14 protein-coding genes and 1 tRNA gene are annotated in these 18,255 nt (G+C 59.9%); 4 read left to right on the forward strand and 11 right to left on the reverse strand.

The window, feature by feature from the left end:
* Nucleotides 1-78 precede the first annotated feature (78 nt).
* The 7 genes from EWR20_RS07280 to EWR20_RS07310 all read right to left on the reverse strand — a co-directional run bounded on the left by EWR20_RS07280 (nucleotide 79) and on the right by EWR20_RS07310 (nucleotide 8,359).
* Nucleotides 79-1,788 carry an LpqB family beta-propeller domain-containing protein gene (locus EWR20_RS07280; protein ID WP_129359948.1) on the reverse strand — a complete coding sequence of 570 codons (1,710 nt, stop codon included), beginning with the start codon at nucleotides 1,786-1,788 and terminating at the stop codon, nucleotides 79-81.
* Nucleotides 1,785-3,416, reverse strand: coding sequence for an MtrAB system histidine kinase MtrB (gene mtrB, locus EWR20_RS07285; RefSeq protein ID WP_394342283.1), 1,632 nt, complete (start codon nucleotides 3,414-3,416; stop codon nucleotides 1,785-1,787). The genes EWR20_RS07280 and mtrB overlap by 4 nt, the downstream gene beginning before the upstream one ends.
* A 66-nt stretch (nucleotides 3,417-3,482) precedes the next feature.
* A complete protein-coding gene (gene mtrA / locus EWR20_RS07290) occupies nucleotides 3,483-4,172 on the reverse strand; it encodes an MtrAB system response regulator MtrA (protein ID WP_129359950.1) in 690 nt (229 codons plus the stop codon).
* Between the two features lie 160 nt (nucleotides 4,173-4,332).
* Entirely contained in the window at nucleotides 4,333-5,373 is a 1,041-nt protein-coding gene (locus tag EWR20_RS07295; protein ID WP_129359951.1) for a uroporphyrinogen decarboxylase/cobalamine-independent methonine synthase family protein, read from the reverse strand.
* Nucleotides 5,370-5,759 (reverse strand): chorismate mutase, encoded by a 390-nt coding sequence (locus EWR20_RS07300; protein ID WP_129359952.1) that lies wholly within the window; start codon nucleotides 5,757-5,759, stop codon nucleotides 5,370-5,372. The genes EWR20_RS07295 and EWR20_RS07300 overlap by 4 nt, the downstream gene beginning before the upstream one ends.
* Nucleotides 5,760-5,839: 80 nt before the next feature.
* Nucleotides 5,840-7,015 (reverse strand): tRNA 2-thiouridine(34) synthase MnmA, encoded by a 1,176-nt coding sequence (gene mnmA, locus EWR20_RS07305; RefSeq protein WP_129359953.1) that lies wholly within the window; start codon nucleotides 7,013-7,015, stop codon nucleotides 5,840-5,842.
* A 114-nt stretch (nucleotides 7,016-7,129) separates the two neighbouring features.
* The gene (locus tag EWR20_RS07310; protein ID WP_255411253.1) at nucleotides 7,130-8,359 is read right to left on the reverse strand and encodes a cysteine desulfurase family protein; all 1,230 of its coding nucleotides are present in this window, start codon (nucleotides 8,357-8,359) and stop codon (nucleotides 7,130-7,132) included.
* A gap of 111 nt (nucleotides 8,360-8,470) precedes the next feature.
* Between EWR20_RS07310 and EWR20_RS07315 the strand changes: the two genes are divergently transcribed.
* Complete coding sequence (locus tag EWR20_RS07315; protein WP_129359954.1) at nucleotides 8,471-8,935, forward strand: tRNA (cytidine(34)-2'-O)-methyltransferase; 465 nt, start codon at nucleotides 8,471-8,473, stop codon at nucleotides 8,933-8,935.
* 50 nt (nucleotides 8,936-8,985) lie between these two features.
* Here EWR20_RS07315 and EWR20_RS07320 read toward each other — a convergent pair whose 3' ends face one another.
* Nucleotides 8,986-10,590: a S1C family serine protease gene (locus EWR20_RS07320; RefSeq protein ID WP_129359955.1), complete on the reverse strand. Its 1,605-nt coding sequence runs from the start codon at nucleotides 10,588-10,590 to the stop codon at nucleotides 8,986-8,988.
* A 266-nt stretch (nucleotides 10,591-10,856) separates the two neighbouring features.
* Here EWR20_RS07320 and EWR20_RS07325 point away from each other — a divergent pair, with 266 nt between their 5' ends.
* From EWR20_RS07325 to EWR20_RS07335, 3 genes are all read left to right on the forward strand, one after another.
* Nucleotides 10,857-12,458 carry a coiled-coil domain-containing protein gene (locus EWR20_RS07325; RefSeq protein WP_129359956.1) on the forward strand — a complete coding sequence of 534 codons (1,602 nt, stop codon included), beginning with the start codon at nucleotides 10,857-10,859 and terminating at the stop codon, nucleotides 12,456-12,458.
* A gap of 115 nt (nucleotides 12,459-12,573) precedes the next feature.
* On the forward strand, nucleotides 12,574-13,290 hold the full coding sequence (locus EWR20_RS07330) for a PspA/IM30 family protein (RefSeq protein WP_129359957.1): 717 nt from the start codon (nucleotides 12,574-12,576) through the stop codon (nucleotides 13,288-13,290).
* A gap of 93 nt (nucleotides 13,291-13,383) precedes the next feature.
* Nucleotides 13,384-13,692, forward strand: coding sequence for an ArsR/SmtB family transcription factor (locus EWR20_RS07335; RefSeq protein ID WP_129359958.1), 309 nt, complete (start codon nucleotides 13,384-13,386; stop codon nucleotides 13,690-13,692).
* 59 nt (nucleotides 13,693-13,751) lie between these two features.
* On the opposite strand, the gene EWR20_RS07340 is transcribed toward EWR20_RS07335, so the two are convergent.
* The 3 genes from EWR20_RS07340 to EWR20_RS07350 all read right to left on the reverse strand — a co-directional run bounded on the left by EWR20_RS07340 (nucleotide 13,752) and on the right by EWR20_RS07350 (nucleotide 18,246).
* Nucleotides 13,752-13,825 (reverse strand) — tRNA-Met (locus EWR20_RS07340).
* Nucleotides 13,826-14,034: 209 nt separating this feature from the next.
* Nucleotides 14,035-17,046, reverse strand: coding sequence for a UPF0182 family membrane protein (locus tag EWR20_RS07345; RefSeq protein ID WP_238147631.1), 3,012 nt, complete (start codon nucleotides 17,044-17,046; stop codon nucleotides 14,035-14,037).
* A gap of 186 nt (nucleotides 17,047-17,232) precedes the next feature.
* On the reverse strand, nucleotides 17,233-18,246 hold the full coding sequence (locus EWR20_RS07350) for a YlbL family protein (protein ID WP_238147632.1): 1,014 nt from the start codon (nucleotides 18,244-18,246) through the stop codon (nucleotides 17,233-17,235).
* Nucleotides 18,247-18,255 lie beyond the last annotated feature (9 nt).

Here is an 18,255-nt window from a genome sequence, read left to right on the forward strand (position 1 = left end):
TGTACGGCATCGTCACCGTAATGATGACGGACGCTCTGGTGGAGTCCGCCGGAATTCGGGAATCTGTGGACGGAAAAATTATCCCGAATAGGCCAGGTCTCTGACCTTCGTGTCGACTCTGGTCCAAGACGTCCCCGTCAGCGAGTACGTGTCCGTACTGGTTTGGGCGTAAATGGAGTCCTTGCCATTGCCACCGGAGATGTGTTCGATATCGGACAGCCCATTGACGTCATTGGTTTCACCCGCCAGCGAAACCGTCTGCACGGTTCCGTCCTGCGTATTCGCGACGACCACGTCAGTATCGGATATCCAGGAAGCCTGCGTTGCGTTGCGAGTTGTACCGACCCGCAAGGGCTCTCCCAAACTCTCCGGGGCGCCCTGGGCGTTACGTTTGATGCCACTGACCCATACGCGGGCGTTGTCGCCTTCGCCGGTGACGACCAGAGCCCGCGAACCGTCACGAGAAATCCTCAGGGACTGAATATGCTGGTCGCGAAGCCAGTCCGCCTCGACCTTCTGAGGCTCGTCGCTGTCGCCCCCGGAGTCGAGGGCGTAAACGGACCCTTCAGTGCCACCAGCCCACACCCATTTGTTCGTGTCGACGCTCGGCGCGGTAATGGACTCTTCCATGTCGGTGTCCAGCGCCTTGCCCGAGGTTGTCCTCACGGCAAGGTGTTCTCGGTCCTCATCGGTGTATGCATAGACACGTCGCTGTGAGTCCATGGTCGGCATCGACGGCTGAACTTGGCTCGGGGCCAGGCCTGAAACTTTTCGGGACTGGCCGTCCGCGTACGTCACGAGGTCACCTTCCAACACGCCGACTTGCGGACTGGGGACCTGCGGATTGATCGTGGCGGCCTGGTAATCCCCAAGTTTGCCTGTCTCGACGGCTTTATCATCGACCGAGAGTCTCACGCTCTCGACGGAATTGGTGCTCTTTAACGTCTGCTCGAGTTGGGTATTCAATCGTTCGAGCGTTAGTTGGTTCGCGTCAGACACGTCAGTTCCCGCGAGCCCCACTTCAGCGGAGGAATTGCTGATCGGGACAGATTGGCGCATCAGGCTCGTTCCGTTCGGCACCGCGGTAGCAACTGCTCCTTCCAAATAAGGAGCCGGGCCTTGCAGCAGGACTCTCACGACCGACGTCGCCACGGTCGATCTGTTGGCGAACCAACGAATATCGGGGACCGCGTAGCTGAAAGTCGGGTCGTAGAAGTAAAGCGTGAACGAACGGAACAGCTGCTCGAACTCCGAACGGGACAACATCGTGCCGTTGGGAATCGATGCGATCCGCCATTGCCCGTTAACCTGTGTGAACTTGGCGGCGACCTGCTGCTTGTCTGGGTTCCTGAACGAGGTCGCAATCCCTCGACCGTCGATGGATGTCGACACGTTGACCTCGGCCGTGGCTTGCTGGTCGCTCTGCCCCGAATCGATCTTGACGTCGTCTGAGTAAACCAGAGTCCGGTCCTCGGGCTTCCAGCTCCCGGCCAATTCCGTTGTGAGGTATTCACGGGCCACAGAGTAGTCGTTCTCTACTCCGGTACCCGCCTTGATGAAACCGTTCAGGATCTCCGAGGGGGAGGCGCCATTCTGCGGTCCTGAAGGGCTGAAAGCTGGAGACGCCGACGAGGCGCTGGCATCGGGTTCGTTGTAGTGGTACACAGGGCCACTGGTCGGAATCCTCCCGCACCCGACGAGGAGGAGTCCAACCACGCCGACCCAGGCCACCGCGCGCACGATCGACGTCCGTCGGCCGGACCAAGTCCTCCGTTGGTGTCCGCTCATGCTTCAGTGCCCTCCTGCGATCCGTCTTCGTCTTCGCCGTGACTGTCCTCGATCTCAGGGATCGAAGCGGGTGTGTCGGGGACTCCCTCCGGCGGCAGGCCGAGAGGCGAATCTCCCGCGGGTCGCCCCCCTTGTTTGGGAAGCGTCAAGCGGAAACATGCACCATGATCGAGTTCGCCCCAGGCCTCTAATCTGCCTTGATGAAGTCGAGTATCTTCCGCCGCGATCGACAGACCGAGGCCGGTACCGCCCAAGGTTCGCTTGCGCGACGGATCGGCACGCCAGAAACGATTGAAAACCTCACGCGTCTGTTCCGGAGTCATCCCCATGCCATGGTCGCGGACGGCAACGGCGGCGTCGAGATCGTTGGCCGCAATATGGACGTCGATTGGCTTCCCTTCGGAATGCTCGATCGCGTTGACGAGCAGGTTCCTGAGCACTCTTTCAATGCGTCGCGGGTCCATTTCCACAGAGCAACGCTGTTCCGTCCCGTGCAGTCGAACTTCGAGTCCTTGTTTGTCCAAGTGCGGACGCACGGATTCCACGGTGTCCTCGACAAGGTCGCCCAAGTCAACCGTGCTGGAGTCGAGGGTCGCCGAGCCGGCGTCGAAGCGGGATATCTCAAGGAGGTCGGACAACAGCGACTCGAACCGATCGACTTGGTGGTAGAGAAGCTCCGTGGATCGCTGGAAGGACGGATCCATGTTGTCCCGACCGCCGTACAACAGCTCGGCCGCCATCTTGACGGTGGTCAACGGGGTGCGCAGCTCATGGGACACGTCCGAAACGAATCTTTGTTGCATCTTCGACAGCGTCTCGAGCTGAACAATTTGTTCCTGAATGCTGTCGGCCATGTGGTTGAAGGATGTGCCAAGTACCGCCGCTTCGTTCTCGCCCCGGACGACGACTCGCTCACCCAGGTCGCCGCGCGACAATCTTTCGGCCGAGCGCGCCGTCTGCGAAATGGGGCGAATGACGGAGCGCGTGACCCACCAGACAATAGTCGCGACGAAGACCAGAAGGATTGCGAAGCCCGCCACGATGACCAGCTGGATGTAATCCAGAGTCCCTTGCGATGAGGACAGATCATAAACAAGGTAAAGGGCGTAATCGTTGCCCTGGTTCAAATGGACTTTGGTGCCCACGAAGATCACAGGCAGCTCGGGACCGTTCCCGTTGGCTTGAACCTTCGAGGACTGCCAGAACACGCCGTTCTGGGCAGCGACCTGTTTCTGCAAGTCCTGCGGCACGGACGACGACGTCATCCAGTCGTTCTGACTAAGGGGACCCACGTAGCCCTGCCCCTGGTGGTATTCCACCGGAATAAGAATCCACTGGCGCTTTGCGTCGGCCCCGTGATTCTCCAGAATCGTGAGTGTTTCGCGCATGAGCGACTGGACCTCGTTCTGGTCCGAGGTCACCGCATTGTCGAATATCTTCTGGACGTCGGAGAACCCGCTCGAGGATTCTTCGAGGGCCTGCTCCTGACGCTCTTTGAACAGACTGTTCGCGATCTGAGTCGAGAGGAAGTTGCCGGCAAAAATGAAAGCCACCAGAGCAAGCGAGGTCGCCACGATCACCGCGGAGAATTGGAGAGATTCCCGCCATTGTTTGCGGATGCCCCTAATGAAAGCGGGAACTGCGCCAAAAAAGCGCCTCGCTCTACTATGTGGTGTGTGCTTTGCCATGTCCTCTTAGCGTCGCACCTGGCTCGCGTTGGCCTTGTACCCAACCCCTCGCACGGTCTGAATTAGGTCAGGTTTTTCTGGGTCCTTTTCGATCTTAGCGCGGAGCCGCTGAACGTGGACGTTGACAAGCCTCCGGTCTGCATCGGAGTCGTAACCCCAGATTCGATCGAGGAGAAGGTCTCTGGACAGCACTTGGCCCGGTTCCTGTGCAAGATTGACGAGCAGATCGTACTCGAGCGGAGTCAGGCGCACCGTTGCCTCACCGCGGGTCACGGCCCGACCCGCCAAATCGATACTGAGATCGCCGATCTCAATGCGTTCGGCCGAACGGGCATCACCGGTCCGCAGCCGAGTCCGGATTCGAGCCAAGAGTTCGGCAGGCTTGAAGGGCTTGGCGATGTAATCGTCGGCGCCTGCCTCGAGACCACGAACCACGTCTTCCGTATCCGACTTGGCGGTCAACATGATGACCGGGACGTCCGAGGTTTCTCGGATACGCTCGCACACCTGGATACCGCTCATTCCTGGCAGCATGAGGTCCAGAAGAATGAGATCCGGATCGTAGCTTTCGAAGGCGCTCACGGCACGGTCTCCCGCGTCGCAGAATGTGGGCTCGTAGCCCTCGTTGGTCAGAACGATACCTACCATCTCCGAGAGGGCCTCGTCATCGTCCACTACCAAAATTCGCGCCTTCACTCGCGCTCCTTTCCAGTTCCCCTGAGGTTACCCACGACGGGCACAACAAAACCAGGTTGAAGTCGGCATACTGTTCCATGCAACATTACGCGACATCAGTACGCAATATCCTTTCGGTGCCGACAGTGAAGCAATGAATGTCACGTAAGAGCCGGTCTGATTACTCGCGTGACAGGTCGAGCAGACCCTCCGCAATCGCTGCGCTCCGGGTCTGAACGGTCAAACCTCGTTCAGGTGAGACGGTCGAGAGGTCATCTTCTTCCTCGATCGTCACCTTGGCGAGATCTTGTGCCCCAAGTCCGAGGTCCCGCCACGTTCTCCAGAAAGATCGAATGGTCTCCACAGTCTGGTCCTGGGCTCCGCTACCGGTGACGCCCAACCACGCCGATTGTCCTCGGTCGACGGCGCCGGCGATGCGTTCCCATTCGTCAGCTCCCCGACCGTGCGGACGGGCCGCAATGGCGTCGAAGAACCGCCCGAATTCCATGTCGGGAACCGGGCCACCGACGTCGATGACGGAGCCGACTCCGTGACGTTGGGTGGCTTCCGCGATATCCGCCAGTGAATTCCGAACCTCCGCACGAGGAATCGACCTCAAGGTTCGATAGCCACTTGAGGTAGGGATCTGACCCGCGAGAGCTTGCTCCAGGTCGGGCTCGCACCATCTGACGGTCAGTCCCTCTCCGTCGACCGCTGTTCTGAGGGCCCGCGTCAAAGAGCCCAGCCCTTCGCACAGCGAATCCGCCAGCTCCCGACGGGCGCCGTGGTCACTCAGCACGGCTTCCCCATTCCTTAATTTGAGCTCAGCGGCCAGGCTCACGGGTCCGGTCAGCGACACGACGGTGTGCCCTTTGTGCCCCCGACCCGCAGAACCGATGACATCCGCCAGTATGTTGATATCACTGTGCAACTGCGACGCTGCCGCCCGGGACTCCTTGCTGGGACGCGCCCCAAGTCGCCAGCCGAAGGGTTGACCGTCCGCGTAGAGCTCCTCGAGAGATGCGATGGTTCGGGCCGTACGTGTTGCCGAGAACCCGCGTTCGGGCAGTTCGGGCAAAGGAGAAAGGTGAGGAGCACCCAATTCGCCACGGACGCCGAGGAGAGATTCGTAGAACTCGGTTCCCGAGACTCTCCCTCTGGATGAGGCCACAATCCTGTCCCCGCGAGGGCTGTGGCCTCCGGACGGCGAGTTGAGCGTCATTCCTCGCCCTCCACGGCCTCGCTGTCCCGACCATTGTGATCCTCCGCGATGCGCTCGTGGTGTCGAATGACCTCGCTGATGATGAAGTTGAGAAATTTCTCGGCGAATTCGGGATCGAGGTGGGCGTTCTTGGCGAGATTCCTGAGACGTTGGATCTGAGCTGCTTCGCGGCCGGGATCCCCAGGAGGCAATTGATATTGCGCTTTCAGGTATCCGACCCGTTGCGTCGCCTTGAACCGTTCAGCGAGCATGTGGACGAGTGCCGCGTCAATATTATCGATCGTGCTCCGCATCTGGAGAAGCTCCTCGAAAACGGAGGGGTCGACGTCGTTCAAGGAACTGGCGCGCGCATCAAATGTTTCGCGGGGCTCTGGAGTCTGCGTCATAGTGAGACAGTCTACGGTTCCCTCGGCCGTCTCCGCATACCGAGAGCAACTTCTGACCGCAGCGCTGTCACCAACAGCATTCAGCCGACGATGTCGGGTCGCGAGAGCGAATATGCGCGGTTGATGGTCGCCTGCCCCAGCACGCGGGTTCCTTGGTAAATGACAACGGTCTGACCAGGTGCTACACCACGCAGGGGCTCGTCGAGACGTACGACCAGTTCGCGCGCGGCTTCGCCGTCGACCTCACCGATCTCCAGATGTGCCACCGCAGGAACCGGATCAGCGTGCGCACGCACCTGCGCCTTGATCTGAAAAGATTCCGAGACGGCACCGGGATGGTCCAGGCCGGTACCGAACGCCTGCACTTCGGGAACCGGAAGACCCGCCCATGTCTCTCGGATCCCTCGGATCTCGTCGACCGCAAGCATCTCTTTGGAGCCCACGACGACCTCATTGGTCTTAGGACGGATCTCGAGGACGAAGCGCGGCTTACCGTCCGACGCGGGGCGACCGATCGACAATCCCTTGCGCTGACCCACGGTGAACGCGTGCGCACCCTTGTGAGTTCCCAGAACCTCGCCCGAAGTGTCCTTGATCTCTCCCTCTTCAAGGTCAATGCGTTCTTCAAGCCATCCTCGGGTATCGCCGTCCGGTATGAAGCAGATGTCATGCGAATCGGGCTTCTTGGCGATGGAAAAACCGCGTTCCTCGGCTTCGGCTCTCACCTCAGCTTTGGTGGGCGTCTCCGCGAGAGGGAACATCGAATGCTTCAACTGCTCATGAGTCAATACGCCCAAGACGTAGGACTGGTCTTTGGCCCAATCGGCTGCGCGATGCAGCTCAACGTTGCCGTCCTCGTCCTGGACGACCTTGGCATAGTGGCCCGTGCACACCGCATCGAAGCCGAGGGCAACGGCCTTCTCCAGAAGGGCTGAAAACTTGATTTTCTCGTTGCACCTCATGCAAGGATTCGGGGTCCGACCCTGGGCATACTCGTCGATGAAATTATCGACGACGTCTTCCTTGAAACGGTCCGAGAAATCCCACACGTAGAACGGGATCCCCAATTTGTCGCATACACGACGCGCGTCCATGGAGTCCTCAATCGTGCAACAGCCCCGTGAACCTGTGCGGAGAGTCCCGGGCATACGGGAGAGGGCAAGATGCACGCCGACGACGTCATGTCCCGCGTCCACTGCTCGTGCCGCCGCAACCGCGGAGTCGACACCCCCGCTCATCGCTGCCAATACCCTCATGTGTCCTCTTCCTCAACGGTTCTTTGGTCGGCTTCGCCACGGTACAACGTCCGCGGGCACGGCGCTATTCCCCTCGTCACCGTGCCCTGCACCCCGTGGACCGCGAATATCGGATCAGCTCCAGGGACCACTGGGAGCATGGTCGGCCATTCCCGCCTTGACCGCCTGAGCGTAGGCGGCCGGCAACGCGTCCAAGAGGGCGTCGACGTCGGCTTCCGTCGTAGAGACTCCCAGGGTGAATCGCTGGGCGCCTCGGGCATCGATCTCTTCAACTCCCATGGCCAAAAGCACTTCAGAAGGCCGGGGAACCCCCGCGTTGCAGGCGGAACCCGTCGAGGACAGGACACCGGACATGTCGAGAAGAAAAAGGAGCGAATCCCCCTCGCAACCCGGGAAGGTGAAGTGGGCATTACCGGGGAGACGACTCTCAACGGCCAGATCCCCGGGTCCGCGCAGCACGGCCTCCGGAATTCTGTCCTGGATGCCCGCGATCAAACGATCGCGCAAGTTCTTGATTCGTGCAGATTCTTCGCCCATGCGCGCGCAAGCCTGCTCCGCTGCAATACCGAAGCCCGCAATGGCGGGCGAGTCGATCGTCCCCGACCGGACGTCGCGTTCTTGGCCGCCGCCGTGGATCACCGCGGTCAAAGGCGCCTGACGTTTGGCGACCAGGGCCCCGATCCCCATCGGAGCCCCGATTTTGTGGCCCGAGATCGCCATCGTCGTGCACCCCGTACCGTGGAAGTTCAGGGGGATCGCGCCGAAGGCCTGCACTGCATCCGTGTGAAAAGGTACATCGGCATCCTCGCAGACAGCCGCCAGAGCGGATACGGGTTGCACCGTGCCGACTTCGTTATTGGCCATCATGACGGTCACGAGCGCGACGTCGTCGGATCTACCCGCCAAGAGGTCCTTCAATTCGTGAGGATCCACGCGTCCTTCGACGTCGACGCTGAGCCATTCCAGGCGAGCGCCCTGATATTTCTCAAGCCAAAGCGCGGCATCCTTGACCGCGTGGTGCTCGACGGGGCTGAGGATGATGCGGTCCCGCTCAGGGTGATTTTCCTGCCTCTTCCAGAACATGCCTTTGACGGCGAGGTTGTCCGCTTCTGTGCCGCCGGAGGTGAAAATGACCTCTGCCGGGTCCGCGCCGACGGCACGGGCGATCTGTTCGCGTCCGGACTCCACGACCATGCGAGCCCGGCGTCCTGCTGCGTGCAGGGATGATGCGTTCCCTCCGGTACGCATCTGGTCGATCATGCCTTGCAATGCCGCTTCATTGACGGGCGCGGTAGCCGCGTTGTCGAGGTAAACGCCCTGCACTGCGGATGCTCCTTCGGTCACGAGTTCGATTGTTGGGACGGGGGCCTACCCCGCCCGACGCACCCATTCTAGTGCTCGTGTCGATGTTGCCCGATGAGACGGAGGACGATGCCGCGGCTAGACTTGCTCGACGTGTTCAACATCTTGTTCTATACCCCCGAAATTCCCGGCAATACCGGTAACGCTATCCGACTGGCTGCAGTAACCGGGGCCCATCTTCACCTCGTCGAGCCGCTTGGATTCAATTTTGCCGATGCGCATCTGCGGCGGGCAGGACTCGATTACCATGACTTGGCCGTCGTGACGGTTCATCCGAACCTTGATGCGGCCTGGGCGGCGCTGGAAGGGTCACGAATGATCGCGTTCAGCACTCGGGGCACCAAAAATTTCGCCGACGTGAAGTACCAGGAGGGCGACACGTTGATGTTCGGCCCGGAGTCCGTCGGCCTGCCGGACGAGGTTCAAGACAATCCTCGGATCGACGAATTGGTTCGTATTCCAATGATCCCGGGACGGCGCTCCCTCAATCTAGCGAATTCCGCGTCGATCGCGCTCTATGAGGCGTGGCGCCAACACGATTTCGGTGGGGTTCTGTAGGCCGACTTCCCGAAGCGCGCTCCTCGCCTCGGGAAGCCAGGACATTGGGTCTACTGCCCTGAATCGTCGGCGTCGCCCAAGGTGACCTCGCCGTCCTGGGTGTTGCCACCTCGCGTGTAGCTGATGCCGACCTTCTCGTTGGCCCGGGCTTCCCGAACTGCTGCCGTCAGGGACTCCGCATCCGAGATCGCGTGGTCGTTGAGTTTGGTCACCACATCGCCCTTCTTCAGCCCGGCCTTTTCGGCGGGCGAGCCTGAGACGACGTTCTTGACCACGGCACCGTTGGTGAATGAGCTGTCCGGGCTTGTCCCGCCCGACGCAGGATTCGACGAAACGCTGGCTCCGAGGTAGCCATGTGAGGCCTTGCCGTTGTCGATGATCTCCTGACCGATGCGCTTGGCATAGTTGATCGGTATGGAGAAGCCGACACCAATGTTTCCGGAGGAATCCGAACCCGAGCCGCCGCTCGACTGCCCCGCGGACGCTATGGCCACGTTGACGCCGATCACTTCCCCCTTGGAGTTGACCAGCGCACCCCCGGAGTTGCCGGGATTGATCGCGGCGTCGGTTTGCATGACGTTCAATGCGATCGTCTTGTTGGACTGACTGTTCTTGGTTCCGCCATCCTTGTCCGGGAATTGGAATTGGAAGGGCGAGGACCCTTGTTGGGAGTCGTCCTGACCGGAGTCGCTCTCATCGGGTGCCGCCGAGGAAGCTACCGAGATAGTGCGCGACAGATTCGACACGATGCCGTCCGTAACGGTCCCGTCCAAACCGAGCGGTGCGCCGATAGCCACCGCGATGTCCCCGACATTGAGTTTGCTCGAATCCGCCGTAGAAGCCGGGGTGAGGTTGAGACCCTGGGGGTCGACCTTGATAACCGCCAAATCCGAGGTGGGATCGGTCCCTACGACGTTCGCTTGCTTGACGGTACCGTCCGAGAGCTTGACCTGGATCGAGGCGTTACTCGTCGTACCATCCAGCGTGACAACGTGCGTATTCGTCAGGATGTGCCCCTCGTCGTCCAGAACGACGCCGGAGCCCGATCCGCTCTGCGAACTGCCCGATACCGAGATGGTCGCGACCGATGGGGAAGCCTTCTGAGCGGCCGCGGACACGGCGTTAACGGAATCCTGGTTATTGACGATCGTCGTCTTGGGCGTTGTGGATCCCGAGGCTGACGTCGAATGATTGTCTATGAGCGCGCCGGCTCCTGCCGCAACTCCCCCGCCGAGCAGGGCGGCAAGAAGCATTCCACCGATGAGTGTCCCTGTGCCGAAACGATGATTCTGACGAACCCCGCGAGCGTTCGCTCCGTAATAACCCTGCTGCGTGTAGGGGTTCTCGTTGTAGTACTGGCCGTTGGTGGCGGAACCGTACTGATATCCGTAGGGATCCTGGGGAGAGTAACCTTGGGGGGCTTCCCGCGTGCCGTCGAAGCTCTGATGTGAGTCTGGTCCGGACTCGTCCTGTTGGCCGTAGGCCCCGGAACCCGATTGCCCATACTGAGGGAATGGTTGCGTGGGAACGCTGTGGTCGACCCCGTCGGCGTCCCCGGTTTCTCCGTGTCCTGCTCCCGGATCCTGTGGCTCACGACCGGAGCCTTCGGACCAGTTGTCGGGATTTTGACCATACTCATCGGGGTTTTTGGACATGTCTTGCCTTTCATCTCATGGATCGAGGCCGAGGTCATTTTATGCTGCTGCTGACCGGGTCGGACCAGAAGGATCTGAGTCGACTATGACGCACTCGACTGTGGGCGACTTGTGCGAAATCTGGACATTTCCTGGGACTTCGCAGGGCCGAGGTGTCCACACATGCTCTGCGCGAAGATCCTGTGGATTTCCCGAGGGCCGAGCAGAAAAACCACTTAGACTGGTGCGCAAGAGTTCCCGCCCCGACCACGCTTGCGAGGTTACCCATGAATTCGTCAGTACGTCACGCACTCGGTGTCGCGCTGGGTTCCTCGGTAGTGGCAAAAGGACTTGTGGCATCTCCCGTCGCCGCCTCAGCCGCAGCCCCGCAGAGTGATACAGGTGCTCCGCTCGCCGCAGGGGTTGGTAGCGCGTTCAGTGCCGGCGCCGGCCTCGGACTTGTCCTCGTCATTGTTGTCCTCGCTTGGTGGTACATGACCTCGAAGAGGAAATCCCGTAACCAGAGGTCCCGATATGCCGAAGCTCAAGCCCGGTACGCCGATGACGGGCCTCCCCCGCCTGCCGACATCGCAGATCTGCGCGCTGAAGCCGGCAGTCTCCTCGTCAGTACCGACGATGTCATCGCGCAGAGCGAGCAGGAATTGGCCTTCGCGCAAGCGCAGTTCGGTGATGAGCAGATCCGACCTTTTCAGACGGCCATAAATCAGGCCAAAGTCCACATGCGTCGGAGCTTCCAATTGCAGAAGCAACTCGACGACGAAATCCCGGATTCGGAAGAAGACCAACGCAGCTGGCTCACGGAGATTATTCAAGGTTGCCACTCGGCCCAAGAATCCCTGAAAAAGCAAGAAAAGAATTTCACCGAACTGAGACAGCTCGAACGCAACGCGCCTGATGCTATCAACTCGCTCACGCGAAGCATCTCGTCCCTGCGCGATGATGTGCCCACCTGGGAACAGGAACATCATTCGTTACTGACCGATTACTCTCCCGACGCAACTGATTCGGTCGCCGACAACCTCCGCCAGGCGACGGATCGATTGGATTTTGCGGACCACGCCGTCTCCGGAGCCCAGTCCAGTCTGGATGACGGCAATTCCTCCGAAGCCGTCGTCCGGTTGCGTGCAGGAGAAGAAGCCATGAGCCAAGCCCGGGCCCTCCTGGAAGCCATCGGACACTCCCGTGACGAGCTCCGACGCGCCGATGGTGCGCTGGCTGAAGCTACGGCTCAGGCTAAAACGGACCTCGCAGAAGCTCGCTCGCTCATGGAACGGGGCACATTTGCCGACTTAGCGGGCAGCACCGCCAGCGTCGAAACTGTCGTCACGGAAATCGAGGCCGAACGCGCTCGAGGACCCATAGATCCATTGACGCTGTCCCGTCGCCTATCCGAGTCCAGACAAGAATTGGATCGAGGGCTCGAGAGCGTACGCAACCAGAACGAACGGGATCGAGCGGCCCGAGAAACGCTTGCCCATACGATGCTCTCCGCCCAGGCCCGGCTGACCTCGGCATCGGATTATGTACGCGCACGGCGAGGCGGGGTACAAGCCCAAGCAAGAACCCGCCTGGGCGAGGCAGAGAGGAATCTCGAAGAAGCTGAGAAAATGCGCCTGTCGGATCCGAGCGGGGCCTTGAATCATGCCAACCAAGCGATTCGCCTCGCCGAAGACGCCCAGCGGATTGCTGTGGGTGATGTCGACGACTTCAGCCGTCGCGGATACGGCCACGGAAACAACGGCTCTGCCGCGTTGGGCGGAATTCTCTTCGGAACAGGTTACGGCCGCAGCGGACCACCCGGCGGATTCGGAGGGCCGGGTATGGGAGGTCCCGGATTCGGCGGTGGCTTCACAGGCCAGGGCCTATGACCCGCCGACCATCCCAACCACCTCGCACTTGCACCACACCAAATACTCCTAGCCAGCCACACCCCATCGATCGCAAGGCGGACACCCCGTCTTCACCCAAGGAAAGAGGACTCCTATGGTCAAGCAGTCAATTTTCGGACGCATTGCTCAACTCGCCAAGGCCAATATCAACTCCTTGATCGACTCCGCGGAGGATCCGCAGAAGATGCTCGATCAGATGGTGCGGGATTACAAGAACAACATCGTCGAAGCAGAACAGGCCGTGGCTCAGACCATCGGCAACCTGCGCATGCTCGAAGAGGACCACGCCGAGGACGTCAAGGAAGCAGATGAATGGGGCCAAAAGGCCCTCGCCGCGTCCAGAACAGCGGATCAGCATCGCTCCAATGGTGATACGGCCAACGCCGACAAATTTGACAACCTGGCGAAAGTAGCCCTCCAGCGTCAAATGAGCGCAGAAAAAGAGGCCAAGGACGCCGAACCGCAGATCGCTTCGCAAACCGAGACTGTGGAAAAGCTCAAGGACGGTCTCAACAAGATGCGCTCCAAACTGGACGAGTTGTCACGAAAACGAGATGAGCTCAATGCGCGGCAGAAAACCGTCCAGGCCCAGAGCCAGGTCAACGATTCGCTGCGCGCGTTTGATCTCATGGACTCCACGAGTGAGGTCAGTCGCTTCGAGGACAAGGTTCGCCGTGAAGAAGCGCGAGTAAGGGGACAAGAAGAACTCGCCTCCTCCTCACTCGATGCACAGTTCGAATCATTGGAGGACCTCTCCGAACAATCGGAAGTTGAGGCGCGACTGGCGGCGCTCAAGAACCAGAACAGCTAGACCAACACCCAGTACAATCACCGGCGGCGTCAGGACCCATCGCGGGCCTGGCGCCGCGACCATTGGGCCGCGAGGCCACGCAGGAGGATGCATATGAACGACGACGACCCGATTGAACTGGATTCATACCAGCCTGTTTGCGGATTATTTTCAGCACTCTCATCGCCCGCTCGGGCAGCGACCATCCATCTTCTCAGCGAAGGGGAAAAAACGGTGGGTGAACTCGTCGATCTTCTCGACATCTCGCAACCGCTGATGTCTCAGCATCTGCGCAGCCTTCGCGAAGCCCACCTCGTTACCGGCCGGCGTTCTGGCCGCTCGATCTACTACAGTCTGGCCGACGACCACGTCGCTCACGTATTTCTCGATGCCCTCAACCACAGCCGTCACGTCGAATCCTGAAACGACCACGTTAAAGCAAAAGACCACGTCAGCCAAAAGGCTGACGTGGTCTTTCTTCGTTGCGGGGGCAAGATTTGAACTTGCGACCTCCGGGTTATGAGCCCGGCGAGCTACCGAACTGCTCCACCCCGCGGCGACTTGTTCTACTATACGCACGCTCCCCCAGCCTCGCAAACGAAAAGACCTGTTTGTGGGTGAGGTCACCCAAAAAGAGGTGCACACCCGCATCTGCTCCTCATAAGGGGCCCTATCTGCTCCCGATGACAGCAAAAAAGCCGGCCCGCGAGAAAACACTCTCGCGGACCGGCGTTCCGGCTGCTCGACGATTACACGGAACCCGGCCTACTTCTCTTTCGAGGCGTCCGCGCCGTCAGCCTTGAGGGCATCGTCAAGGGCCTTGTTCAAACGATCCTGAGCTTGACCGTAAGCAGCCCAGTCTCCGTTCTTCATCGCTTCCGACGAGTCCTTCATGGCCTTGTTCGCATCGTCGAGGGACTTCTTCAAGTCCGGCGATTCTCCGCCGCTCGAGCTGCCGTTCCCGGAGTCCCCGCCCGATTCGGGATCGGCCGCGGATGTGTCGACGCCCGCATCCTTCGCTGTCTGCGCACCCGAATCACCATCAAACAACTTGTTGAGGGCCTCGTCGAGGGTCGGCGCGAAACCAACCTTCTCACCGAAACCGACCAGCACGCGGCGCAACGTCGGATACGACGCATCTCCACTGGACTGAACGTAAACCGGTTGGACATACAGGATGCCGCCGCCTACTGGCAGGGTGAGCAAGTTACCGTTGACTACCCGCGAGGCGCCCTGGCGGAGCAAGTTGAGCTCCGTCGAAACATTCGTGTCCGAATCGAACAGGTTCTGCGCCTGACCCGGGCCCGGAACCACTGATTGACGCGGAAGCTCCAGCAAATTCAGCTTGCCGTAATCGGGGTCCTTGACGCCATCCTTGCCGGTACCTGCGTCACCGTTGGCCGAGACGAAGCCATACATGACATTTCGAGTGTTCGAGTCAGATTGCTGCGGAATGAACGAGCTCGTCAGGGAGAACCTGGTGCGCTGGTCCCCGGGCATCTGCAAGGACATGTAATACGGAGGCAGATCCTGCGATTGTTCCTGCGTGGGATCCTTGGGCGTCTGCCAGACGTCGTCGCTCGCGTAGAAACTGTTCGCGTCCGTCACGTGGTACTTGTTGAGCAGCTCTCGCTGAACCTTGAACAAGTCCTCGGGGTACCGCACGTGATCCATCAGATCCGCGCTCATGTCCTTGTAGGACTTGACCGTCGTCGGGAAGACTTTCTGCCACGCCTTCAGCACCGGATCTTGGTCGTCCCACGCGTACAGGTCGACTGAACCGTCATAGGCGTCGACTGTCGCCTTGACCGAGTTGCGAATGTAGTTGACCTTCTCATTCGGCAACGCTTTACTTCCTCCAGCCTCCGTCTGGGAATCCTGTGTCGCGTCGCCAAGAGATGTCGGTGTCGAATACGGATAGTTGCTCGACGTCGTATAAGCGTCGACCATCCACACGACTTTGTTGTCGACGATAGCCGGGTACGGATTGCCGTCCACCGTGAGATACGGCGCCACCTTCTTGACACGGTCAGCGGGGTCGCGGTCGTACAGGATCTGTGAATCCGAGCGCACGGCGTCGGAGAGCAGGAGATCCGAAGACTGGTACTTGATCGCGTAGGCCAGCCGGTTGAACCAGCTTCCGACCTTCGGTCCGCCGTTGCCCGTGTAAGTGTATTTGGCGTCTCCGGAGCCTTCGTCGTCGGGGGTCTGGGGTCGGTCCAACTCGAGGTTGGGTTCGCCGTCGGACCCGCCCACGATCGAATAATTCGGGGAAGATTGTCCGAAGTAAATACGTGGCTGGTAGTCATCGGAGATGACACCCTTCGCGGAGATCCCCTCCTGCATGAATTTGGGTTTGCCATCGGCCTGAACCTGATTGCCATAGGCGGCAACCACACCGTAGCCATGCGTGTACACGACGTGCTGGTTGTACCACCCCTTGTTCTGGTCCGGGTTCAGCTCGCGGGCCGAAATGACGGTGTCCTCGTTCTGTCCGTCAACGTTGTACCGATCAACCGCCAGGGTCTTTCCGAATTGGTAGTACGGCCTGAATTGCTGAAGCTGTGCAAAGGAATTCGAAACGACGTTGGGGTCGAGAAGACGAATATTCGACACGGTCGGGGTGTCCCCGTCCAGTGCGCCCTTGCCCGTTTCGACGGTAGCGTCGTAATCCTGCATCTGCATGCCGCTGAGGCCGTACGCATCCCTCGTCATGTCAATGTTCCGCTGAATGTACTGGTTCTCCATCGACTGCTCGGTCGGAGTGACCTGGAAACGCTGCACAACCCACGGGTAAAGGCCCCCCGCCACCAGGGAAACAACGAGCAACATTGCGGTTCCGATCAGAGGCAAGCGCCACCGTCCGGCGAATGCCGAGTATGCGAAGAGCAACGCAACGATCAGAGCGGCCACGGAAAGAATCGCATTGGTCGGCATCACGGCGTTGACATCCGTGAAGAGCGCACCGGTCCAGGAGCCCTTGTTCGACAGCAACGTCGAGTAGCGAGCCAACCAGAAATTCACCGCGAGAACCAGAAGCAAGACTGCCGCGATAACGCCCATCTGAACCTTGAGCGCCTTGGTGGTCGTAATGCCCTTCTCATGCACGACGATGCCGCCGTACAGGTAATGAGTCACGAGAGCCCCGACACCAGACAGGACCAGAATGGTGATGAGGTACCCCGCGATCAAGCGCAGGAAAGGCAAAGTGAACATGAAAAAGGACATGTCGAAGCCGAACTGAGGATCTTTTTCCCCGAAAGGCTCCTGCATGAAGAACAACGCTACGGTGTCCCACTGAGCAAGCATGGTCATCCCGCCGAAAAGGCCCAAGACCACCGGGATGGCGATCATGAGGACCCGGCGCATCGGCTCGAGCGCCTGCTGATACCGCTCCATGTTCTGGTTGAACACGGACTGCAGATCGCTCACGGACTCCCCGTCGGCGGACTTCTCCTCATCGGCACTGGCCCTTTGAGGGCGCTCAGCAGGCCGCTTGTTCCAAGCGGTGCGAAGGCTCAGCCAGATGGCGATTCCCATGAGCAGCGCGCCCACGGCAAATACAGCGATCTTGATCAGATTCTCGCGGATGAAGACCCCGATGTACCCCAGTTGGTCGTACCAAAGGACCTCGGTATAGACCTGGGAGATATAAACGAAAGCAATGACCAAGGCCACGACGATGATGAACGTCGTCAGAAGAGGGCGTTTCTTCTTCTTGCCGGTGGCTCCGGACTTGTCGCGGGGTGAACTTGGAGTCGATGGTCCTGTGGTCACGGGAATCCTCAACTAGCGGTGCGGTGGATGAGCGAAAGGGCAATTGCCATTCTCACAACACGGTCGACCCGATCTCACCGACCGGAAAACCGTGAACTTCCATTTTGCCCTTTTTGTGTGTGCAACTCCACTTGTGACCAGAAGAATTGAACTACAGTCCGGAATCCTCGTCCGCACTGCGACGGCCTACCCAGTACATTGCGGCAGCGAGGCCGGATCCTCCCCCTTGCCGACCTTCTCGACGGCGTTGACGGCGTCGTCGATCGTCGAAATTTTCACCACGGAAAGTCCGTCCGGAATGTGACCCACGACCTCATCGCAGTTCTCCGACGGGGCCAGGAATACGCTTGCTCCAGAATTCTTGGCTCCGATCATTTTCTGACGAATTCCGCCGATCGCTCCGACTTTTCCGTCCGCATCAATGGTCCCTGTACCGGCGAAATGTTTTCCGCCTGTCATGCTTCCTTCGGTCATTTCATCGATGATCCCGAGCGTGAACATCATGCCCGCACTCGGGCCGCCCACGGATTCGAGTCCGTAGTCGACGTGGAACGGGAAGTCGTAGTCGGACTTCAGATACAGACCAAGGCGGTACTCGCCCGAGGAAGGATCCTTCTGGGGCGTCGCTCGAATAGTTTTCTCTTCGCCGCCCGTGCCCTTCGTATAGCCGAGCTCGATCGGAGTGCCCTTCCCGTCGGCAAGGGTCGTTTTGAGCTGCTCGTACGTCTTGAGAGGCTTTCCATCGATGGACTTCAGCACATCCCCTTTGTCGAGCTTCGCGGCGGCATCGTCAGTAGCTCCCTGCACGGTAAGCGTGGTGCTGTATTCGAGATTGAGATGCTTCGCCGCGGCCGCCTGGGCCGAGGATTGCGAATTAGTCATATCCGCCGTGTTCTGCGAGCTGACCTGTTGTTGGGTCATGGTGGGCTCGTAGAGCGCATCGGCGGGAAGTGCCGTCGAGTCTTTGTTGAACCAAGCGCTCAGGACATTGAGCGCACCCGTCGCACCGTTGGGGCCACCCGCGACGTAAACCGTCGTCATATCCAGGTCACCATCGGTCGGGTACGTGGGGTGGCCGGAAATCGAGATGAGTTGCTTTCCCTGGTAGTCACCGATCGTATTGAAAGTCGGTCCGGCCCCTTCCGTCACGAAATCGGGAGGAAGAAGGGCTCCTGCCGCGACCAGGCCGAGTGTTGCCAAACCTGCGAT

Origin of the sequence: Rothia uropygioeca (assembly GCF_004136585.1) — a bacterium.
In the GTDB taxonomy this organism is placed as follows: domain Bacteria; phylum Actinomycetota; class Actinomycetes; order Actinomycetales; family Micrococcaceae; genus Rothia.

Bases quoted from the DNA above. Each gene is read 5' to 3' on its own strand.
- EWR20_RS07280 (WP_129359948.1), bottom strand. From the start codon at position 1,788: ATGAGCGGACACCAACGGAGGACTTGGTCCGGCCGACGGACGTCGATC.
- EWR20_RS07320 (WP_129359955.1), bottom strand. From the start codon at position 10,590: ATGTCCAAAAACCCCGATGAGTATGGTCAAAATCCCGACAACTGGTCC.
- EWR20_RS07330 (WP_129359957.1), top strand. From the start codon at position 12,574: ATGGTCAAGCAGTCAATTTTCGGACGCATTGCTCAACTCGCCAAGGCC.
- EWR20_RS07295 (WP_129359951.1), bottom strand. From the start codon at position 5,373: ATGACGCTCAACTCGCCGTCCGGAGGCCACAGCCCTCGCGGGGACAGG.
- mnmA (WP_129359953.1), bottom strand. From the start codon at position 7,015: ATGAGGGTATTGGCAGCGATGAGCGGGGGTGTCGACTCCGCGGTTGCG.
- EWR20_RS07325 (WP_129359956.1), top strand. From the start codon at position 10,857: ATGAATTCGTCAGTACGTCACGCACTCGGTGTCGCGCTGGGTTCCTCG.
- EWR20_RS07300 (WP_129359952.1), bottom strand. From the start codon at position 5,759: ATGACGCAGACTCCAGAGCCCCGCGAAACATTTGATGCGCGCGCCAGT.
- EWR20_RS07335 (WP_129359958.1), top strand. From the start codon at position 13,384: ATGAACGACGACGACCCGATTGAACTGGATTCATACCAGCCTGTTTGC.